The sequence below is a fragment of the Thalassovita mediterranea genome (genome assembly GCA_019448215.1).
In the GTDB taxonomy this organism is placed as follows: Bacteria; Pseudomonadota; Alphaproteobacteria; order Caulobacterales; family Hyphomonadaceae; genus Henriciella.
The window spans coordinates 116,341-136,437 of sequence record CP080408.1 but is presented as its reverse complement, the minus strand read 5'-3'; the positions used below and the strand labels follow the sequence as shown (position 1 = coordinate 136,437).

21 protein-coding genes are annotated in these 20,097 nt (G+C 59.8%); 5 read left to right on the top strand and 16 right to left on the bottom strand.

Annotated features, from left to right (window positions below):
• Positions 1-5 precede the first annotated feature (5 nt).
• From KUV46_00680 to cysG, 5 genes are read right to left on the bottom strand one after another with little or no spacing between them, the layout of a single operon-like run.
• Positions 6-497, bottom strand: coding sequence for a DUF934 domain-containing protein (locus KUV46_00680; GenBank protein ID QYJ00928.1), 492 nt, complete (start codon positions 495-497; stop codon positions 6-8).
• A 21-nt stretch (positions 498-518) separates the two neighbouring features.
• On the bottom strand, positions 519-2,177 hold the full coding sequence (locus KUV46_00675) for a nitrite/sulfite reductase (GenBank protein ID QYJ00927.1): 1,659 nt from the start codon (positions 2,175-2,177) through the stop codon (positions 519-521).
• Positions 2,164-2,781 (bottom strand): glutathione S-transferase family protein, encoded by a 618-nt coding sequence (locus KUV46_00670; GenBank protein ID QYJ00926.1) that lies wholly within the window; start codon positions 2,779-2,781, stop codon positions 2,164-2,166. The genes KUV46_00675 and KUV46_00670 overlap by 14 nt, the downstream gene beginning before the upstream one ends.
• Complete coding sequence (locus KUV46_00665; protein QYJ00925.1) at positions 2,778-3,092, bottom strand: DUF2849 domain-containing protein; 315 nt, start codon at positions 3,090-3,092, stop codon at positions 2,778-2,780. The genes KUV46_00670 and KUV46_00665 overlap by 4 nt, the downstream gene beginning before the upstream one ends.
• Complete coding sequence (gene cysG, locus KUV46_00660) at positions 3,089-4,489, bottom strand: siroheme synthase CysG (protein ID QYJ00924.1); 1,401 nt, start codon at positions 4,487-4,489, stop codon at positions 3,089-3,091. The genes KUV46_00665 and cysG overlap by 4 nt, the downstream gene beginning before the upstream one ends.
• Positions 4,490-4,605: 116 nt before the next feature.
• Between cysG and gcvA the strand changes: the two genes are divergently transcribed.
• Positions 4,606-5,541, top strand: a complete 936-nt coding sequence (gene gcvA, locus KUV46_00655) for a transcriptional regulator GcvA (GenBank protein QYJ00923.1) — start codon at positions 4,606-4,608, stop codon at positions 5,539-5,541.
• Between the two features lie 79 nt (positions 5,542-5,620).
• Here gcvA and KUV46_00650 read toward each other — a convergent pair whose 3' ends face one another.
• Positions 5,621-7,222 carry an AbgT family transporter gene (locus KUV46_00650; protein ID QYJ00922.1) on the bottom strand — a complete coding sequence of 534 codons (1,602 nt, stop codon included), beginning with the start codon at positions 7,220-7,222 and terminating at the stop codon, positions 5,621-5,623.
• A gap of 98 nt (positions 7,223-7,320) precedes the next feature.
• Positions 7,321-7,716, bottom strand: a complete 396-nt coding sequence (locus KUV46_00645) for a hypothetical protein (protein QYJ00921.1) — start codon at positions 7,714-7,716, stop codon at positions 7,321-7,323.
• A gap of 84 nt (positions 7,717-7,800) precedes the next feature.
• On the opposite strand from KUV46_00645, the gene KUV46_00640 reads away from it, so the two are divergent.
• Positions 7,801-9,402 carry a peptide chain release factor 3 gene (locus KUV46_00640; GenBank protein QYJ00920.1) on the top strand — a complete coding sequence of 534 codons (1,602 nt, stop codon included), beginning with the start codon at positions 7,801-7,803 and terminating at the stop codon, positions 9,400-9,402.
• A 14-nt stretch (positions 9,403-9,416) separates the two neighbouring features.
• On the opposite strand, the gene KUV46_00635 is transcribed toward KUV46_00640, so the two are convergent.
• From KUV46_00635 to KUV46_00600, 8 genes are all read right to left on the bottom strand, one after another.
• On the bottom strand, positions 9,417-11,957 hold the full coding sequence (locus tag KUV46_00635) for a DUF3772 domain-containing protein (GenBank protein ID QYJ00919.1): 2,541 nt from the start codon (positions 11,955-11,957) through the stop codon (positions 9,417-9,419).
• 58 nt (positions 11,958-12,015) lie between these two features.
• The gene (locus tag KUV46_00630) at positions 12,016-12,342 is read right to left on the bottom strand and encodes a hypothetical protein (GenBank protein QYJ00918.1); all 327 of its coding nucleotides are present in this window, start codon (positions 12,340-12,342) and stop codon (positions 12,016-12,018) included.
• A 5-nt stretch (positions 12,343-12,347) separates the two neighbouring features.
• Positions 12,348-14,249 (bottom strand): hypothetical protein, encoded by a 1,902-nt coding sequence (locus tag KUV46_00625; GenBank protein ID QYJ00917.1) that lies wholly within the window; start codon positions 14,247-14,249, stop codon positions 12,348-12,350.
• Between the two features lie 154 nt (positions 14,250-14,403).
• Entirely contained in the window at positions 14,404-15,084 is a 681-nt protein-coding gene (locus KUV46_00620) for a GNAT family N-acetyltransferase (GenBank protein ID QYJ00916.1), read from the bottom strand.
• Positions 15,085-15,214: 130 nt separating this feature from the next.
• Entirely contained in the window at positions 15,215-15,376 is a 162-nt protein-coding gene (locus tag KUV46_00615) for a hypothetical protein (protein QYJ00915.1), read from the bottom strand.
• An 84-nt stretch (positions 15,377-15,460) separates the two neighbouring features.
• Positions 15,461-15,763, bottom strand: coding sequence for a hypothetical protein (locus KUV46_00610; protein QYJ00914.1), 303 nt, complete (start codon positions 15,761-15,763; stop codon positions 15,461-15,463).
• A 241-nt stretch (positions 15,764-16,004) separates the two neighbouring features.
• Complete coding sequence (locus KUV46_00605) at positions 16,005-16,643, bottom strand: hypothetical protein (GenBank protein QYJ00913.1); 639 nt, start codon at positions 16,641-16,643, stop codon at positions 16,005-16,007.
• 294 nt (positions 16,644-16,937) lie between these two features.
• Complete coding sequence (locus KUV46_00600; protein ID QYJ00912.1) at positions 16,938-17,288, bottom strand: GIY-YIG nuclease family protein; 351 nt, start codon at positions 17,286-17,288, stop codon at positions 16,938-16,940.
• Positions 17,289-17,559: 271 nt separating this feature from the next.
• On the opposite strand from KUV46_00600, the gene KUV46_00595 reads away from it, so the two are divergent.
• The 3 genes from KUV46_00595 (at position 17,560) to KUV46_00585 (ending at position 18,896) form a co-directional block, all read left to right on the top strand.
• Positions 17,560-18,027, top strand: a complete 468-nt coding sequence (locus KUV46_00595) for a thermonuclease family protein (GenBank protein ID QYJ00911.1) — start codon at positions 17,560-17,562, stop codon at positions 18,025-18,027.
• Between the two features lie 221 nt (positions 18,028-18,248).
• Positions 18,249-18,575 carry a hypothetical protein gene (locus KUV46_00590; GenBank protein QYJ00910.1) on the top strand — a complete coding sequence of 109 codons (327 nt, stop codon included), beginning with the start codon at positions 18,249-18,251 and terminating at the stop codon, positions 18,573-18,575.
• Positions 18,576-18,587: 12 nt separating this feature from the next.
• On the top strand, positions 18,588-18,896 hold the full coding sequence (locus KUV46_00585; protein ID QYJ00909.1) for a hypothetical protein: 309 nt from the start codon (positions 18,588-18,590) through the stop codon (positions 18,894-18,896).
• A gap of 339 nt (positions 18,897-19,235) precedes the next feature.
• Here the strand turns inward: KUV46_00585 and KUV46_00580 are convergent, their stop codons facing one another.
• Positions 19,236-19,949: a hypothetical protein gene (locus tag KUV46_00580; protein QYJ00908.1), complete on the bottom strand. Its 714-nt coding sequence runs from the start codon at positions 19,947-19,949 to the stop codon at positions 19,236-19,238.
• Positions 19,950-20,097 lie beyond the last annotated feature (148 nt).

Here is a 20,097-nt window from a genome sequence, read left to right as displayed (position 1 = left end):
CGCCTTTAATCCTTTCCGAGCCGGCGGCGGAAAACGGGAACGCGTTCATCCGCTGCTGGCTGATACACCGCTGAAAACTCTTCCAGCGCGTCTAGTACGGAAGGTAGTTCGGCCCTCTCGGTCTCAAAAGCATCGAACCCTGAACGGTTCATATAGAGAATCTGATCTCGCAGGACGTGGCCGACGGCGCGGAGCTCTCCTTCATAGCCCATGCGGCGGCGCAGGAGCTGGGCCTGCGAATAGCCGCGCCCATCAGTATATTTGGGAAAATCGACCTCGATCAGCGCCAGGCGGTCCAGAAATTCTTCAAGCTCATGCGGGTCGTCGGCAGGCTCCAGGCGCACGCCGATTTCAGTATTTCTCGCAAGAAGAAGCTCCGTCTCGCTACGAAAGCGCGCGAGTGAAACCGTGATGCACCCACCGGGAGAGAGATCGGCTTCGTTGGGCACATAGGCCCAGATATCGTCGACTTCGCGGCGGTCCTTGATAAGTGGCATGTAAGTGTCGTCCTCGTCTCTCTACGCGCCCGCGTAGATGGCGTCCTTGAAAGGCTCCATGCCTTCGCGCTCAAACGTTTCGATGAAGGTTTCGTCCTTGCCGGTGCGAAGCTCGCGGTAGCGATCGACGAGGCGTTTCAGCGCGACCGGCACGTCCTCGGCCTTCAGGCCCGGCCCGGCGATCTGACCAATGGCGGCTTTCTCATCGGCGCGTCCACCCAGCGTGATCTGGTAGTATTCCTCACCTTTCCGGTCGACGCCCAGAATTCCGACATGGCCGACATGGTGGTGACCACAGGCATTGATGCAGCCAGAAATATTGATGTGGAACTTGCCGATATCGGCCTGGTCGTCCGGGTCGCTGAACGCTTCCTGGATTGCCATGCCAACCGGGATAGAGCGCGCATTGGCGAGGTTGCAGTAATCAAGACCCGGGCAGACGATCATGTCCGAAATGAGGCCTTCATTCGGTGTTGCGAGACCGGCTGCATCCAGCTTGCGGTAAAGCTCATAGACATCGTCCAGCGCGACATGCGGCAGGACGACGTTCTGCGCATGGCTGACGCGGATATCGTTGTGGCCATAACTCTCGGCGAGGTCTGCCATCACGTCAATCTGGTCGTCGGTCGCGTCACCGGCGGCAACGCCCATCGGCTTCAGGCTGACGGTCACCGTCGTATAGCCATCCACCTTGTGCGGGTGCAAATTCGCGCGCGTCCAGCGTGCGAAGCCTGCGTCAGCGGTCTTTGCCTTTTCGAAGCTGTCTGAACTTGCCGACTTCGCCGCCAGCTTAGGCGGCTCGAAATAGGCGTGGATCCGGTCGATCTCTTCTTGGGGCAGGGCGATCTTCTCAGCCGTCCGCTGGGCGGCGAATTCATCCTCGACCAGCTTGCGGAATTCCTCTTCGCCCGTTTCAGAGACGAGGATCTTGATGCGCGCCTTGTACTTGTTATCGCGGCGGCCAAAGCGGTTATAGACCCGCATGATGGCTTCCAGATAATCAAGCAGCTCGCTTTCCGGCACGAAGTCAGAGACCTTGGCGGCGATATGAGGCGTCCGCCCCTGGCCGCCGCCGACGTGGACTTCAAAGCCGACCTCGCCGTCCTTGCGGCGCATGTTGAGGCCGATATCGTGCACCTTGATCGCCGCGCGGTCGTGCTCGGCTGCCGTCACGGCGATCTTGAACTTGCGCGGCAGGAAAGCGAATTCCGGATGGAAGGTCGACCATTGGCGGATGATCTCGCACCATGGGCGCGGGTCCATCACCTCATCCTTCGTTGCCCCTGCATAATGGTCGCTCGTGACGTTCCGGATGCAGTTGCCTGAGGTCTGGATGGCATGCATCTCGACCTCAGCAAGGTCCGCCAGTACATCGGGAATATCCTTGAGTGCCACCCAGTTGAATTGGATGTTCTGGCGTGTCGTGAAGTGGCCATAGCCACGGTCATACTTGCGGGCGATCTCGGCCAGTGCGCGCATCTGGCGCGGATTGAGCTGGCCATAGGGAATAGCGATCCGCAGCATGTATGCGTGCAGCTGGAGATAGACGCCGTTCTGCAGCCGCAGCGGCTTAAACTCGTCTTCCTTCAGTTCGCCAGACAGGCGGCGGGCCACCTGTCCACGAAACTGCTCGACCCGTTCCTTTACGATCCGGGTGTCGAATTCATCATACCTGTACATCGGTAACCTCATGCAGATGGGGAAGGCCGAGCTCGCGCTCGCAGCGCGCAATCCAGCCGTGAACGGCGGGAAACTCGGACACGTCAAACCCGCCTTCATGGGCGAGGCGGGTATACGCAAGCAGCGAGATATCGGCGAGCGTCATCGCCTCACCGCCAGCGATCCAGTCATTGCCAAGCAGGGCAAGTTCCATCCGGCCAAGTGCGCGGCGGCCCTTTGCCATCAGGTGCGGGTCGATCTCTTCGTCGCTGCGCTTTTCGTAATGCTTCTGGAAGCGGCGCACAGCGATCGCCGTCTCGTGCGAATATTGCTCCCAGAACATCCACTCCAGAACCTTGGCGCGCTCGAAAGCGTCTTCCGGCACAAGCTCGCTGCCATCGGCGAGATAGGAGATGATGGCGTTGGACTGGGCGAGTACGCGGCCATTGTCGAACTCGATGACCGGCACCTGGCCGAACGGGTTGATCGCAAGGAAAGTATCCGTGCGGGTCTCGCCCTTCATGACGTCGATCTCGACCCATTCATGGTCGATGCCGAGGCGCTCTGCGACCCATTTCACTTTCAGGCAGTTGCCCGAAATGCTGTCACCATAGATGCGGATCATTTCGGTGCTTTCTGGAATTCAGGATGCACTGTCGGCCCGTTCGCACGAATATTTTCGCGCAGCGTCTCACGGCCATCGACGGCGCCGGTTTCAGTGACCTGCATGAAGTAGGGGTCAGTGACCGTGCCTTCCTGTGCTTCTGCATCTTTCAGGCGGGCCTCGGCCTCATCGCCGATGAAGACGCCGATGCGCTGCGGGTCGTCGGACCAGCTGCCATCGCCTGCCATCCAGACGACTTTGCCGGTCAGCGTGTCCCAGGCGGTCACCGCCTTGGGCTGGTCGGGTTTCAGTTTTGGGCGGACCGAAGTCATGCCAGCGCCTCCGCTATGAATTTGTTCTGGGCCTCAGCGGGAAGACCGGCAACCTCGCCGATGATCAGCAGTGCCGGCCCCTTGATGCCATGTGTTTCTATGATCCGGGGCAGGGCCTCAAGAGAGCCAAAGCCGCGTGTCTCGTTCGCGCGCGTGCCATTCTCAATGACGGCCACGGGGGTGTCACCTGAAAGGCCGGCTTCCTGCAGTTTTTCCGAAATGATGGTGGATGTGCCAACGCCCATGAAGACGACGACGGTCTGGTTAGGCTTGGCCAGCCCTTGCCAGTCGAGGTCCGGCACGCCGCCCTTGCGGGCATGGCCCGTCACGAAGGTCAGCGTCTGGGCATGGTCGCGGTGGGTCAGTGGCAGGTTCGCATTCGCCGCGCACCCAAGCGCCGAAGAAATGCCCGGCACGACCGTCGCTTCGATGCCCGCTTCACGCAGCGCTTCGACTTCCTCGCCGCCGCGCCCGAAGATGAAAGGGTCGCCGCCCTTGAGGCGCACGACGCGTTTGCCTTCGCGGGCCGCTGCAATCATCAGTTCGTGGATGCCGTCCTGTGGCACGAGATGCTCGCCCTTGGACTTGCCGACGGGCACACGTTCTGCGTCGCGGCGGACCATGTCCATGATCTCATCCGAGACGAGCTTGTCGTGAAATACGATGTCGGCCTGCTGGATCAGGCGGAAGGCTTTGAGCGTCAGAAGCTCCGGGTCGCCGGGGCCTGCGCCAACAATGTGGACGGGGCCGGGGTCGTTCGAGCTTGCCTCATGAGAAAAGCGAAGGAGGGCGATATCCATCAGCTTCTCGGCGCGCGCATCATCGCCGCCATAGACCGCTTCAGCCACAGGCCCGCGCAGCACGTGTTCCCAGAAGTGACGGCGCGAGGTTTCGGAACTGATCGCGTCCTTCACAGCCGGGCGCCAGCGCTCAGCCAGTTCGGCGAGCTTGCCGATCCGCTCCGGCAGAAGCGTTTCGAGTTTTGCGCGAATATCCTTGGCGATCACAGGGGCTGCGCCGCCCGTTGCGAACGCGGCGACGACCTGACCGCGATCCAGAATGCTCGGCACGGTGAAGTCGCAAAGCTCCTTGCGGTCCACCACGTTCACCGGCACGCCGAAGGCACGAACAAGTTCGTAGGCCCACTGCAGCTCTGTCTCGTCCTCAGACGCGATGATCGCAAAGCGCGACATGTCCAGCGCCTGTCCGGCCTGTTCCGGCTCGACATGCGTGATCTGCTCAACGGCTTTGGCCCAATCAGGCATGTGTCGGCTGACCAGCGCAATCTGCGCCGGGGTCTTGGCGACGAGGCGCGCCTTGCGCTCGGCATTCACGCCATCGCCGAAAATGACGATCTGGGCGCCATCCATCTGGAAGAAGGCTGGGAAGAGTTGCATCTGGACTCGCATTGCCGGGCGTTACTGGGACTTACCGGAAAATGAGGCTTGTGACCCGCCTCCGGCAAGCGTAGACCCCTGATCCCATCGTTTAGATAAACTATGCGAGGAATTCCATGGCCGATCCGAATGACCGTCTGCCCCCGCTAAATGCGCTGCGCGCCTTTGAAGCGGCTGCCCGCCGTCTGTCCTTCAGCAAGGCGGCTGAGGAGCTGAACGTTACGCCGGGCGCCATTTCCCAGCATATCCGTCAGCTGGAAGAATATGCCGGCACGCCCCTTTTCAAGCGCACCGGGCGCAGCGTGCTGCTGACCGATGCGGCGCAGGCGAGCCTGCCGCTGGTGCGTGAAGCCTTCTCCCGCATCACCGAAGCTGGCCGCATCATGCAGCAGCCTGCGCGCAAGGGCCGGGTCATGGTCTCCTGCGCGCCGAGCTTTGCCGCGAAATGGCTGGCCCCGCGCCTTGACCGGTTTCACATCTCCAATCCGGGTATCGAGGCGTGGATTTCGGCAGACATGTCGATCACCGATTTCACCACGGCCGACGCAGACTTCGCGATCCGCTATGGGCAGGGCAGCTATGATGGCCTCAAATCAGAGAAGCTGATGGATGAGACGGTGCTTCCGGTCTGCTCGCCGCGTCTTCTGGAAGGCTCTGACGCGATCGAGAAACCTGAAGATCTCGCCAAGCACACGCTCATCCACGATGAGAGCACCGAGCAGGACCCATCCTGTCCTGACTGGACAAGCTGGCTCGCAGCGCGCGGCATTGCAGATCAGGTGAATGGCCAGCGCGGCCCGCGTTTCAACCAGTCCTCCATGGCGATTGAGGCCGCAGCGTCCGGGCGCGGCGTCGTCCTCGCCAAGCGCGCCATCGCCTCGTCGGATATGGCAGCAGGCCGTCTCGTCGCGCCATTCGCAGACGGATCAACCAGCATCGACTTTGGCTACTGGATCGTCTGGCCCAAAGGCCGCCACCAGTCAGACGATGTCCGCGCCTTCATCAAATGGATCAAGGCCGAGGCCGCCGCAGGCGAAATCCACGGCGTCTGACGCCAGACCTTCCGCCCAAAAGAAAAGCGCCGCCGGTTGATGAGACCGGCGGCGCTGCTTTTTTGAACTGTCAGGTCGTCTAGCCAGCCGTCCCTGGAATCGGGATCTGTGCAGGCGCGCCCGGCCCGAGCGGGAAGCCAACGAACAGCCAGATCATCATCAGCGCAACGCCTGTGATGAGCATCCAGATCGAGTACGGGATCATCATCGCGGTCAGGCTGCCGAGGCCAAAGTTCTTCTGCCAGCGCTGGGCGAAGACGAGGATCAGCGGGAAGTAGACCATGAGCGGGGTGATGATGTTCGTTGCACCGTCGCCCACACGGTAGGCCGCGGTTGCACCGTCCGGGCTGATCCCGACCAGCATCAGCATCGGCACCAGAACAGGCGCGAGCAGCGCCCACTTAGCACTCGCAGACCCAACGAACAGGTTCAGCGCAGCAGAGAAGAGCACGATCAGGCCCAGCACGGCCGGGAGCGGCAGGCCGCTATTATTGATCGCGTCTGCGCCGTGCACAGCCGAAATGAGGCCGAGGTTCGACCAGCCAAACATCGCCACAAAGTGCGCAGCTGCAAAGGCGAGGACGAGGTAATAGCCCATATCCTTCATGCCACCCGCCATCATGTTGACGAGGTCGCGGTGGTTCTTGATCGTCCCGGCAGCCGAGCCATACGCCCAGCCTGCGGCGAGGAACAGGATCAGGAAGGCTGCCACAAGCGAGCGGAAGAGCGGGCCAGCCTGCACATACCAGGCAGCGTCTTCATTACCGGGGCCATCAGCCAGAAGCGGCGTGCCCGGCCCGATCGTCATGAAGACCCAGAGAAGCACGACCCCGAGAATGGCAAGACCCGCGCGGCCGAGGCCCTTCTTCTCGCCTTCGGTAAGCGGGCGGTCCTCATCGCCATAAGACTGCATGTCGCTGTCTGCGTCCGGCTTCCATTTGCCAAGACGTGGCTCGATGATCTTGTCGGTGACCAGCCAGATAACAGGCAGGTAAATAAAGAGAAGCACCGCGATGAAGTACCAGTTACCGGCGAAATTCACGCTCCAGCCGCCATCAATATTGCTGGCGCCGTAGGCACTTTCCGTGATGCCGAAGAGCAGCGCGTCGAGCTGGCCCGGTGTGATGTTCGCAGAGAAACCACCAGACACGCCCGCGAAGGCGGCCGCGATCCCTGCCAGCGGGTGGCGTCCTGCCGAGGCGAAGATGATCGCCGCCAGCGGGATCATCACGACATAACCTGCATCGGCGGCGTGGTTCGACAGCATCGCGATCAGCGCGACTAGCGGAGTCAGCATGGCTTTCGGCGCATTGCGCACTGCGCCGCGGATCGCGCTGCCAAAGAGGCCCGACCGTTCTGCGACGCCCGCGCCTAGCATCACAACCAGCACATAGCCGAGCGGATGGAAGTGTGTGAACGTCGTCGGCATCTCGACCCATAGCCGCTGGATATTCTCAGGTGAGAACAGGCTTGCAGCCTCTTCCAGCTGCGGGGTGCCGTCAGGATTGGTTAGGCTGGGATGAAACGCAGAAACGCCGAGCCAGGCGCAGATCTGCGAGACGATCATCAGCGCGATGATCAGGTAGAAGAAGATGAAGACCGGGTCGGGCAATTTGTTGCCCGTTTTCTCGACCCAGCCGAGAAAGCCTTTCTGATCGCTGGTAGCGGTCTGGTCTGACATGCCCTCAATTCCCTCACATATTTGAATCCGGTGACCCTAGCCGCGTCCGGTTCGATTAGGCAATCCGCACAGAGCCCAAAATAGCATTCACAAAATCGCTATTCGTCCTGTCGCTGCCAGACGCTTCGCTCACCTTCATCGAGACCGAGCGGGTCCGGGTCATCGGGCCAGAGCACATCCTTGGTCGACCACCGGGCTTTCCAGACCGCCAAGGGTTCGATGGTCTCGGTTTCAGTGATCAGTCGGCAGAATATGACGGGCCTGTCGTTCTGAACGGTAATGCCCATAGTCACCCCATAGTCGCGCTCAAGCAGTTCGACCGTCGTCAGGATCACCGCGCTCATGACGAGATAGCCCCATCCCTTGCGCTCATAGACAACCTCATCATTCAGGCGCACACGTTCCTGGCTGTAGCCATACCAGACCCAGGCATTCTCAACGGTGACGGTACTGTTGCCGACTTCGAAAACCCATCTCTGGCCGTTGACCCGCACCCGATGACTCCTGCTACAGCACACTGCTTGGTCTGCGCGTTTTTATCACCTAAGTAGCGCGTTCGCAGAACGAAGATCTGTTTCATGTCACTTTCTCCCGCAGAAGAAGCCGCCCGCAGGCGGACATTCGCCATCATTTCGCACCCGGACGCCGGTAAGACGACGCTGACCGAGAACCTGCTTCTCGCTGGCGGCGCCATCCGCCTCGCCGGACAGGTCGCCGCGCGCGGTGAGCGCCGCCGCACCAGCTCTGACTGGATGAAGATCGAGCGCGACCGTGGTATCTCCGTGTCGGCTTCCGTGATGACGTTCGAGCATGACAATCTCATGTTCAACCTGCTCGATACGCCGGGCCATGAAGACTTCTCCGAAGACACCTATCGCACGCTGACGGCGGCCGACTCCGCCGTCATGGTGCTCGACGCCGCAAAAGGCATCGAGCCGCAGACCCTGAAGCTCTTCGAAGTCTGCCGGATGCGCGACATCCCGATCATCACTTTTATCAACAAGATGGACCGGGAAGCGCTCGACCCGCTGGAACTCCTCGACGAGATCCAGGACAAGCTACAGCTGGACACCTCGCCGCTCTATTGGCCGGCCGCCTCAGGCCAGCGCTTTGCCGGCATGAAAGACCTGCGCAAGGGCGACTTTGTCACCTTCCGCAAGAAGACAGCCGATCAGGCCGACGATGTGGGCCCGTCCACGCGCATCGGCATGCAGGAAGCGCGCGGCACGCTCGACACCATGGTCATGGATGAGCTGGAAGAGGGCGCAGAGCTTGCCTCCGAAGCCCTGCCGGATTTTGACCGCAAGGCCTATGAAGAAGGCCATATGACGCCCGTCGTTTTCGGCTCGGCCCTTCGTCATTTCGGTGTGAATGAGCTTCTCTCGACACTGGCAGAATTCGCGCCCGGCCCGCGTCCCCAGAAGGCAGAGAAAAAAGATCAGCCGATCACGGTTGAGCGCTCCGACAAGACCGTCTCCGGCTTTGTCTTCAAGATCCAGGCGAACATGGACCCTAACCACCGCGACCGCGTGGCTTTCCTTCGCCTTTGCTCCGGTGAGTTCAAGCGCGGCATGCGCCTCAAGACGACGTCGAACAAGCAGATCAATATCCACGCCCCGCTCATGTTCCTCGCGCAGGACCGCGAGATCGCAGAGACCGCCTATGCCGGCGACGTAATCGGCGTGCCCAACCACGGCCAGCTTCGTGTCGGCGACAGCCTGTCTGAAAGCGGTGAGATCAAGTTCCAGGGCATCCCGAACTTCGCCCCTGAAATCCTGCGCCGCGCGCGGCCCAAGGATCCGATGAAATCCAAGCACTTGCGCAAGGCCCTTGAGAGCCTGGCTGAAGAGGGCGTGACCCAGCTTTTCACGCCGGTGCTCGGCTCTGACATGATCGTTGGCGCGGTCGGCTCGCTGCAGATTGATGTGATGGCAGAGCGCGTTTCGGCGGAATACAATCTCGAAGTTGTCTTCGAGCAGGCCGCCTACAACGTCGCGCGCTGGGTCTCGTCGGACGATCCGGCAAAGCTCGAAGCTTTCATGGAAAAGAACCGCGGCAGCGTGGGCACTGACCTCGACGGTGCACCGGTCTTCCTCGGCAAGAATACCTGGGATGTCGGCTACGTTCAGGAAAAGAACCCCGACCTCCAGTTCACCTCCACCAAGGAGCGGATGGTCTAGCGCCCTCCACGGGCCTACTCGGTCTCGTCCTTTTCATCGGCGGCCCGCGCTTCGTTGCGGCGTGATGGCCGCTCCTTGGGCTCATCATCATCTTCATCCGGGTTCCTGCCCTGAAGAGCTTTTGGCGCATCCGGCCAGTCGAAATGAATATCGCGCTGCGGGAATGGAATGGTGACGTCTTCGCGCTCGAACACCCGCGCCAGTTCGTGCCGCATTTCCGATGGCGCGATCACGACATGATCTGCAATGATATAGGCACGCAGCTCGAAATCGAGTGAGCTGTCGCCAAAGCCTTTCATGACGACGTGCGGAGGCGGATCCTTGAGGACGTAGTCGCTGTTCTCGGCGACCTCCAGCATGAGGCGCTCGACCTTGCGCGTGTCGGTCCCGTACTTCACGCCGATCGTCACCGCGATCCGCATGACCGCGCTCTTGTGCGTCCAGTTGCCGAACGAATTGCTGACCAGCTCGGCATTCGGAACGATGATGGATCGGCGGTCAAAAGTCAGCACTTCGGTCGCCCTGACATTGATCTTCTGGACGGTACCTTCGCCCGACGGCGTCACGATCCAATCTCCAATCTTGAAGGGGCGCTCGAATAGCAGGATGAGGCCCGCCACAAAGTTGCTGACAATGCTCTGAAGGCCAAAACCGATACCAACAGACAGCGCACCAGCGATGATGGCGAGGCTGGAAAGGTCAAAGCCGATAACGCCAATAGCTGAAACGAAGGCGATAATGACGCCTGCATAGCCAAGCAGCGTGACCAGCGAATTGGCTGCGCCGCTACTGATCTGTGACTTGGGCAAGATCTGCCGTTCAAGCGTGCGTTGAATGATGCGGGTCGCAAGCATGATCGCGATGACAGTCAGAATTGCGGACAGAATGGAGCCCAGCGAGATACGCTGTCCGCCTATCTCGAACCCTGCCAGCAGCCAGCGGATCTCATTCCAGAGCTCTGATGCCGGAAGGCCCAGCGCCAACAACAGGAAGGGCGGCAGGAGCAATACGACGATCGTGTCGACGCTGGATTTGATCCAGAACTCGGAGTTCATCTCCGTCGGCTCGTCGTCATCATCTTCGCGCGCCGATTCATAGCGGCGTTCCTCAACCACGCCCGACAGGAATTTGAGGGCGGCCGCGCGGATATATTCGCGTACCAGAATGGCAATGAGCAGGACGATAGAGACCAGGATCAGCCGCTCGACGAGGTACCTTGAAAACGCATGATACCCGAGCAGCGAGCTCAGCATGATGGTGATCGCGACGGCGACCACTGTCCAACGGATAATAATGCGAAGGGTCGACTTTCCTTTCTCCGTCTGCGCTCTCATCCGCACGGCAAGCCACAGCAGAAGACAGCCGGTCAGCATCGACAGAAGGAAGGTCCGCACACCCACAAGGGCCGCGCCCGGAGATGCCAGGGCGCCGGTTGCCGTCAGGATGGATTCAATCGCGAAGGCGATGACAAGGACGATGAAGGAAAGGCTGATCGCGGCTGCCGCCTTGTCGCCAACACCGATCAGGCGGAAAGCTGTCGTGCGCGGCGCCATGACCGAAGACACCAGTGCGCGCATGCAGAGAACGGCGACCGTCACGAAGGCGACCCGGCGGCCCGCACTGCTCTCAAGTACGTCCATCCCAAGCAGCCATGCGCACCCAGCGATAATCAGGACCACCGCGCCTGCCGTCGCAAAGCGCGCGAGGAAACTGCCCATCGCCACATAGGCGACTGTTTGTCGGCTTGGTCGGACCTCCGTGTTCTTACGAAGCTCCCATTTGTAGAAGAGGCGATAGAGCCAGAAGAGACCGCCGAAGAGCACGACGCTGAGACCGATAAGGATGGTAAGCGGGTAGGGCGTGCCGCGCTCAACCTGGCTGTCACGCCAGTTCTTGATCTCGGTTCCCAGCTCTCTCCAGACATCATCAGTACGCTGAAAGGCGTCCATCCAGACTGCGGGCGATACGGGCGAGGCACCGCGCTCCAGGATGGAGGAAACAAAAACACTTTCCCGGCTTTGAGAGATGCTCTCCATCAGGCGCCGGGCGTCGATATCGGCCAGCCGGGCATTCGCCGCGGCAATGCTGGCGCGAGAATTGATCTCGCGAAACGGCGCCGTCACCTCGGAAAGATCGCTCTCTGCAAGCCTTGCTGCTGCCGTTTCAGAACTGCTGCTGGAGGAGCTTCCGCTAGACCCCGCAACCGCGTCCGCTGCCCCTTCCTCTGTCTCGCTGGGGATGAGATCAGAAACAGCATCCAGCGCTTCCTGGGAGCCCGTCCGGATTTCGATCGCGCGGGATTCCAGCGAAGACAGATCGTCCCTCAGGTTCGAGATCGTCGCGATCTGTTCGCTGAGTTCGGCCGGGTCGTCGCTCGCCTCGAAAGCGTCGTTCAGCTCCATCAGACGGGAATTGATCGTTTCCAGCTGCGTTTCTATTTCGCCAAGGTCTTCGAGCGCACGTTCGCTTGAGGTTTGTTGCGCTTCAGCAACCGGAAGCAAGGCAAGCAGGATGAAAAGGGCCCCGGCAAGGAATGTGCGCACGCACGAACTCATTCTATCAACTCTCAAATCTTTTCGGGCTCACCGCTTCCTACTCGCCCGCGGGCGCAAATCAATGCCGCCTGCTGGTCGTTCCAAGGCGGGCAAGGATTGTGCGCGGTATATCATAATCACGTATGATCGCACTGCGGTCGCGAAGACCTAGAAGCTCACGCTGGATGAGGAAACCGTAGACAGCATCGACCGCCTGATCGAGCTCCCGGCTATGATCCTCGCCTGACGCAAGCGCCTCGCGATAGGCGGCAAGTCTGGCGGCAACCAGTTTGCCGGATCGCCCCAGTGCACTTGCCTGTTCGGACGCGATTTCATGTTCCAGCGGTGACTTTGCCTGGGCGTCCTGAAAACGGCCAGCATAGGTTTTTGGGGCACGGACAGCCATGCAGGCTAACCTAGGGCAGCATCGATCAGAAGGAAGGCTGAAAGCCGGGCACTTGCATTGCGCGATGAGTGGCTCGTCTTGTCGAGAGCGCTCAGCGCATCGGCTTCCTCTACAATGAGGAATTCGCGCGCCATCAGCATGAGATCGCCGTCGGTATCGAGCCGTTTCTGGACACGCTGGACCTGGCGAGCCGCCGCATCGACAACGGCTTTCCGCCGGACGCCCTCTCCCTTTCGGGCGGCCGCCGCGATCTTCTTCTTGTCGCGTGGGCGGAAAATATCGGTCAGCCGGATGCCGGACTCCATCAGCCGATGGATCATTTCCTCGGCATTTTCCTCACGTGGAAGATGAGGCCGCTCATCGCGCGCAACATCGGCCAGGATGCTGCTCCAGCGCTCGCGGCGCCCGGTATCTGCAGGTTCGCTACGTTCCTCGCGCCGCTCGATCACTGGCTGTGGAGCTGGCGCTTCATCGGCGTCTTCTTCGGCGTCGTCATCATCGTCGAGGTCTCGCGCTTCGCTGCCGCCAACAGGCTTGAGATAAGGCGGCATGCGGTCTTTCCAGCGCCTGCGCGCGACCGACCTGTCCTCATCCTGCTTCACATCATCTTCGCCGCGATCGGCGTCGGTTGGGCCGGTCTCATATGAGGGAGCAGAGCTTTCCGGGCTACCGAAAAGGTCGCTATCATTATCTGATCTGCGAGGTTCAGCCTCGCTGGAAGCTGCTTCTTCTTCAAACACATCGTCGTCGGAATCCGGCGCTGGCGCTGGTTTTGTGGGCGCGTTATCCTCTGTCTGGGCAGCAGCTCGTTCGACAGAGACCTGAAGCTGCGCAAGTTCATCTGCATCCCGGCGTGCTTCGCGGACCGCAGCGGCGGCTTCCTCGCCCGCGCGTTTCAATGCGGCGAGCGACTCTGCAGCCTTTTCGGCCGCTTCGCGGGCTTCCATCTGGATATCACGCGAAGCCGTCTTGGCGTTCTCCATGGCAGCGGACACAGCTTCGGTAATCCGGTCGCCCGTCGTCGATGCGCTGGCAGCGACCATTTCACTGGCGCGAAGGGCCTGGTCGACCATGCGGCGGGATTGCTCCAGCTTCTCTTCCATCCGAGACACGGCAAAGATGAGCGACTCGCTACGTTTGGTGGCCGCGACTGCCATCTCATCGAGTGCGGCCACGCGGTCGGACAGTGTCGCACCGGCGTCGCGCAGCTCATTGAGACGCGTCTCGAGGCCGGCGTCCGCTTCGGCGATGTCCTCGGCAGCCTGTCTGGCAGAGGCCTGCATCTGTTCAGCCTGGCGAGGAATGGCCTCGCTCATCTGCTTGCTCTGGTTCTCGATCTGCTCCGCAAGCGTCTGCAGCGCCGAGCGTTCTGTGTTGAGGCGCTTGGAAAGCTCCGTCGCCTGTCTCGCCGTCTCATGGGAGACCGTTTCGAGGCGTGCCCTTTCCTCCGAAATCTCGCCTGACATCGCCTTCATCGACGAGAGCGCGTGAGCCATCGCCCGGTCGACCTCTCCGGCGGACGCTTTCATCATGCCAGCGAAACTCTGGGCCTCGCGTCCGCTTGTCTCGATTGGCGCGATAAGCCGGGCAGCGGCTTCAAGGACGACTGAATTGGCCGCCGATGCCTGCGCATTGGCCCGCGCGAGGAAACCGGCGAGCAGGATAAGAAGACCTGGCAGAAACAGCGCTGCAGCGCCTGCAATCACGGAGACCACGGGCAACGCCGAAAGGCCGGGGGAGCCCAGATAGGCGTAGATGCCTGCAAAAGCCGCAATCCACCACAGAACTGCAGCCCCAATGGCCGTCCAGACGAAAATCTTGCCCTCATCGCGGGCCGAGTTCAGCGCCTCGACCTCGCTCGACGGCGAACGCTCATAAGCGGCCGATAGCGGGTTTGAGAGCTGCAATTGGTCTCGTTCTGGTGTTTCTGAGTGTGCCATATCTCTGGGGTCTGCGAACTCTGTCGTTCCAATCGCCTGTCAGAAGGGTGCCGGGATCATCCGTCCTGCACTATGCAGCGTTAAGATGGCGTGTGCAATTTCCCGCGTGAAATCAGCCAGTTCAGCTTGTTTCCTTAGTCTCTTCCCTGGCGTCGTCGGCAGCTGGCGTTTCGCTGATGATTTCAGCGTCGACAGTTTCGCTTGAAACAGCCTGTTCGGCGACTTGCTCGGCAGGCTTTTCGGAAACCTGTTCGGTCGTCTTTTTTTCCGCCGGCGGAGAGCCCGGTTTCGGGGCGACGAGTTCGAAGAGAAGATGATCGCGCCATTCGCCGTCGAGCTTCAGATAGCGTTCTGCCAGACCGATTTCGCGGAAACCGAGACGTTTCACGAGGCCGCTGGAGCGCGTATTCTGGGGCATGATCGCTGCCTGGACGCGGTTCAGCTTGAAGTCAGTGAAGACCATGGAGAGGACTTCTGCCATCGCCCGGCGCATTATGGACTGGCCTTCATGGCGGCGGTCGAGGAGATAGCCGAAGTCGCCAGTGGAAAACGGACCACGGCGGATGTGATCGAGGTCAATCTTGCCGATCACTTCTTCATTTTTGTGAACGATAACAAAACGATAGGCGCGGCCTTCTTTCCACTCGATCTTCGAGCGCTTGCAGGCCGCGCGCCAGTGCGAATTGGTGTAGTAATGCTCGCTACGCGTTGGTGCATAGGGGCGAAACCGCTCGCGATTGAGCGTCAGGAAACGCGCAACGCGTTTTGGATCGCACTCATGCAGGGCAACCAGCTCGAACATTTCTTACATCGCCCTCCAGATCACGGCAGCTTCCTGCCATGCAAGTATCTAGCCGGGAATAGGGGCGAATCAAAAGCCCAAGCTGTGCTAATCTGGGAAGTAGCCGCCACAAGACGGCTCCCGCCTCATTTTATCCGTCGACAATCTCGTCCAGCGGGTCGAAATCATCATCGTTTTCGTTGAGTTCCTCGCCGACCACATAGGCGGCGCCAACGGCGGCTGCGACGCAGCCAGTAAGCGACATTGAGCCGAGAAGAAGGCCAAGTGCCATCAGGGATTTGTTCAGTTTCATCGTATCCGGTGTCCTTTGACGCTGATAGATGAAGTCCGAACGCGCAAGGCGGAAAACGGTTCTCAGCCCGCGCGCGAAAATCCGCTAGAAAAGCCTTTCCTGCTCATCGACCACCTCATCCACGAGGCGGAGGACGGCCAGCACGCCGCCGACCGTGATCAGCGAAGTCCCCAATGAATTCAGCATGTTGGATGGCAGGGCGAACTTCGCGATGTCATCACGTGCCTTGCGGACCTTGCGGCTCATCCCGCGGTCGAGATGGGGGCGCTTTTTCTTCGGCTCCGGCAAATCGAGCGGGGTCGGCTTCCAGGTCTTGAGGAGGACGCCGGTGCCCAAGAGGGCAGCGGCGGCGATAAGGGGCTGGTTCTTCTGTGGCAGGTCGGCCATGCGTGCGTATCCTTTGCGTTCTTCAGTGATTTCAATGCGCACGCGAAGGGGGAGGTTCCCGAAGGACCAGCGGTTGCGACCCGCCTTTGGGGGCGGGCGGTCTTTTGGGCGCGTCCTTCGACTTCGCTCAGGATGAGCCCAAAAGGTCTCTGAGGTTGGGACTACACCCTTCGACAGGCTCAGGGTGAGGTTGCACGTCTCTCGGCGCTCATCCTGAGCGAAGTCGAAGGATAGAGCGCCGCTAGCCTGTGTCGTACCAGTCAGAGAGCGCGGCCGCGATCAGGGCGGGCAGGCAGGCCGCCAGGGCGCCGAGTTCGGGCGAAAGCCGGTGCAGGCCGGGCTGCGGCGCGCAGGTGGGGCGGATCTCTCCGGCGGCGCGCAGCCTTGCAAGGTGGCGCGCCATGCGCCGGGCGAGCCGCTCGGGGTGCTGCAGGTGTTTCAGGAGGGTGCAGTAGCGGTGCACCAGCAGTGTTTCATCGACGGGGCGAGGTGCACGGCGCGGCAGGGCGCTGAGGCGGGCCGCGTCTTCAGCGGTGTAGGGGCGCAGGATGCGGAGGAGGGGGAAGCTTGTGCCCGTGCTCGTCCTTCGACCCCGGCCTGCGCCGGGGCAGGCTCCATCAGGATGAGCACGGGTGGTTTGGGAGGGAGCGGTTTGGTTGGATGAGACCCCGGCCTTCGCCGGCCCTTCGACAGGCTCAGGATGAGGGAGCGGATCAATTGCAATATCCAGCTCCGCCGCCATCAGGACGAGGAGGCGGCGCAGGAGCGTTTCCAGCTGGCGCAGCCTCGACATGAAGCGGCGGGCCGCCGCGCGGGTCACCGGGGCATGGCGCGTGATGAGCCCCGCCCGCTCGGCCGCGCACACAAGCGCGCCGATCATGGCGTTAAAGCTGTCCCTGATGAATCCGTCGGCAATCATGTGCGCAAGTATGGGGCGGGTTCGCCGGGGTGGGGAAAGGCGGAGAGTTTCCTCGTTCTACTCTGCTGGGTCCCGGATATTTGCTGGCGCAAATTCCGGGATGACGAGGACTTGGCCCTTGCCTTGTTTCACGTCATCCCGGCCGACCGGAGGGAGAGCCGGGACCCAGAGCTTTCAATTGCGCCGCCTCAACTGGGTCCCGGATAGCGGCTGCGCCGCTTCCGGGATGACGGGTAGTGAGCCGGGTCACCTCCTCTACATCGGCGCGATGAATCTGGACGGCCTATCCGGGACCCACTCGGTCAGTTCGCTATACAGGTCGCGCCAGTCAGGATTGCCGGTCTCGATCAGTTCCAGTTTCCAGGCCCGCTTCCAGCGCTTTATACGCTTTTCGCGAGCGATGGCCTCTTTGATGTCGTCATGGGTTTCAAACCAGACGAGCTGCGTGCATCCATACTTTCGGCTGAAGCCGGCGAAATAGCCGTGCCTGTGCTGCCAGACACGGCCCACCAGATCGCTGGTGACGCCGGTATAAAGGGTGCCATTGCGTTTATTGGTGACGATGTAGACCCAGGAGCTTCGCGTGCTAGAACATACGCAGAACATCTCACCGAGGCAATTGTAATCTCGTTCTCGTCATCCCGGCCGACCGGGGGGAGAGCCGGGACCCAAAACTTTCAATTGTGCCGCCCCAACTGGGTCCCGGATAGCGGCTGCACCGCTTCCGGGATGACGAAGCCATTTTCCGTCACTCTCCATATTCGTCATCCCGGTTTTCGCAAAGCGAAAGACCGGGACCCAGAAAACCAGAAAGCTTGACCCCTCAGCCCTCATGCGCCCAGTCTTCTCACCAGGGCGGCAGGAAGGGGTGCTGGGCATGAGACGATTGATCCTTGGCATGGGCGCCTTGGCGCTCGGGGCGTGTGGGGGCTCGGGCGGTTATGAGAAGCCGGCCAATCTCTGTGAGGCGGAGGGGGCGCGGTGTGTCAGTGCGTCGGTGCGCGACCTGCTGGCCGTGGATGGCGACACGTTCGAGCTGCGACGGCTCTCAGGCTCGGGCCGGGAGGAGCGGGTGCGGCTCCGCCTGATCGGGTGGGACAGTCCTGAGACAGGCGATGCGGCGGCGTGCGCGGCAGAAGACGCGCTCGGCCAGAAGACAGAGGCGCGGGCGCGCGACCTGTTCGAGGCAGGCTCCAAGGTGACGTTCCTGCCGGAAGGCCCGGACCGCTATGGGCGCCTGCGCGCCCATGTCTATCTCGACGGCGACCATATTGGCTGGCTGCTCTCCCGCGACGGGCTGGCCCGGCCGTTGGAAGAGGGCGTGCAGGTGGATTGGTGTGGGTGAGGCATAGACCGTCCATCTGCCGAGGTTGGTTGCCACGCGCTCCAAGAAATATAACCCCAAATTTCGGAAGATCGAAGTTCGGAATAAAAAATTCGTATCAAGAGAACTGTAATATTCGTTACAGGAGCCAGCTTTTTTTAATGCAACATGAATAGACTTCGAATTTGCGATTAATTTTCGTCATTTTACTCCTGATTGCGCCAACAAAGGAGGCTGAATTGATGAAACACTTTAAAAAAATCGCAATGATTGGTGCGGCTTGTGCTGTTGCCATGCCAGCTAGTGCTGGCTTTACAGTAGAGTCCGTGAAGAACGACAAGGGCGACATCGTCGCTTGGAAAGTTACTTGCGACGGCTTGCAGACCAAAGAGTACGACTCCCTGCCAACCCAGGCAGTAGCTAACCGCTACTGTGATCAATTCCAGGAGAATGTCGGCTCCGGCAATGGGCACGACAACGTGGTTGACCAATCAATCACGGCAGGACCGAACATTCGTAAATCGACAAGAGCAGCGCCCGCACGACCGATGCAGCGTCCTCAGCGATAAGGAGAAAAACAAATGACAAAGCTCAAAAAGGCAATTGCACTTGCGTGCGTCTCCGGCGGACTCATTGGTCAAGCTTCAGCGGTCAGTATTTATGTTACCGACGTGATGGTGGGTAATAAGCGTGTCGGTCAGGAAATTACCGTCGAATGCGCGGATGGTACCACGCATCGGGATATTGGTTACTATCCGAACGAGAACCAGCTTACCCGCCTGTGTCCTGATGGCCTGATTAATCAGCCAGAAGAACGCCCGGAAAGCAGGAACGCCATCGACCCAGGTCGTTTACAAATTGAGCGTTCGTCGATTAACCGGCAACGTTAGTAACCTAATTTCATTCGAATAGCGGGCGGCAGTAATGCCGCCCTTCTCGTTACGACGGCTGGCAGCTCTCACGCGACGGGCTGGCCCGGCTCGCTTGAGCGTCCCGGTGGCTCCGCTCGCCGGGCCTTGACCTCAAACCAACCAACAGAAAGAAAGGCGAACAGACTCTCCGAATGAACGGCCCGGATCATAGGGCTGAGTCATACTTTGAGTAGTAGTGAGATCCGGTTTTGAAATGAAACGCTTCACCAGAGCGCAAAAATCTCTAGAGGCGTGCAACAGAGCGTCATCGTTATTAATTTGCAGAGTGGGAACGATTGCAGAAGTCCGTTTCTGTCGTCATTTATCAATATCGCCTAATTTGCTCCGAACCTTTTCACGCCAATCAGCGCTTCCATCAGTGGGCGGAGTATAGTTGTTATTCTCAAGGGCATTAATTATGCTTGGAAGCGAAGGCGCAGGATCGATACCAGCATCAAGCAGCATAAACGCAGCTTCCCAGTTGTTCATGTTCGTCAAACCTAACGCATTTTTTCCATTCTGAGTTAAGACATTAACGTCAGCTCCGCACTTCAAAAGCAGATCCAAGTTTCTTTGTTGACGCGAGAGTACGGCAAAATAAATGGCGGTCGGAACATTCACGTCATTGGATCGCAGATCGCAATCCACATTTTCGTTGTTTATCAGACGCTCAAGGTAATAGGAATCTTGCAATTTAGCAGTCTGATGAAATGCAGAGTGCATCAATTTTGGACTATTGATTGTTGGGTCTGCATCGCGTTCGAGAAGATATCTGAAGCGATCGGTCGTCAAATAATTATCGTTTAGGATGAGCCATTGAAGTGGCGTTACACCACCGCAATCCATGCCGTTGATATTGACGCGTTGTTTGAGGAGTTCATCGGCATGCGCAAATTCATCTGTTAGAATGGCATCCATAAATTCACGAGTTTCCCGCTCGCAAAAATACTCACTTATGTATTCATCGTGGGATTCCGAACATCCCATGGCTACCAAAAATACCGCCAATGCAAATCGAGAGAAGATGCTCATAAGGCCCTAATATGAATTGTGTAAGGCAATCCCAAATGGAGATAGCGAAATTGCCCAGGATAGATGGTTTCCATGATACCGCTGCTCTCCGAGTGCATCTGGCATAAGTATTCCCGCCACGCCCCAGCCTCGTTGCATTACCGTCAAC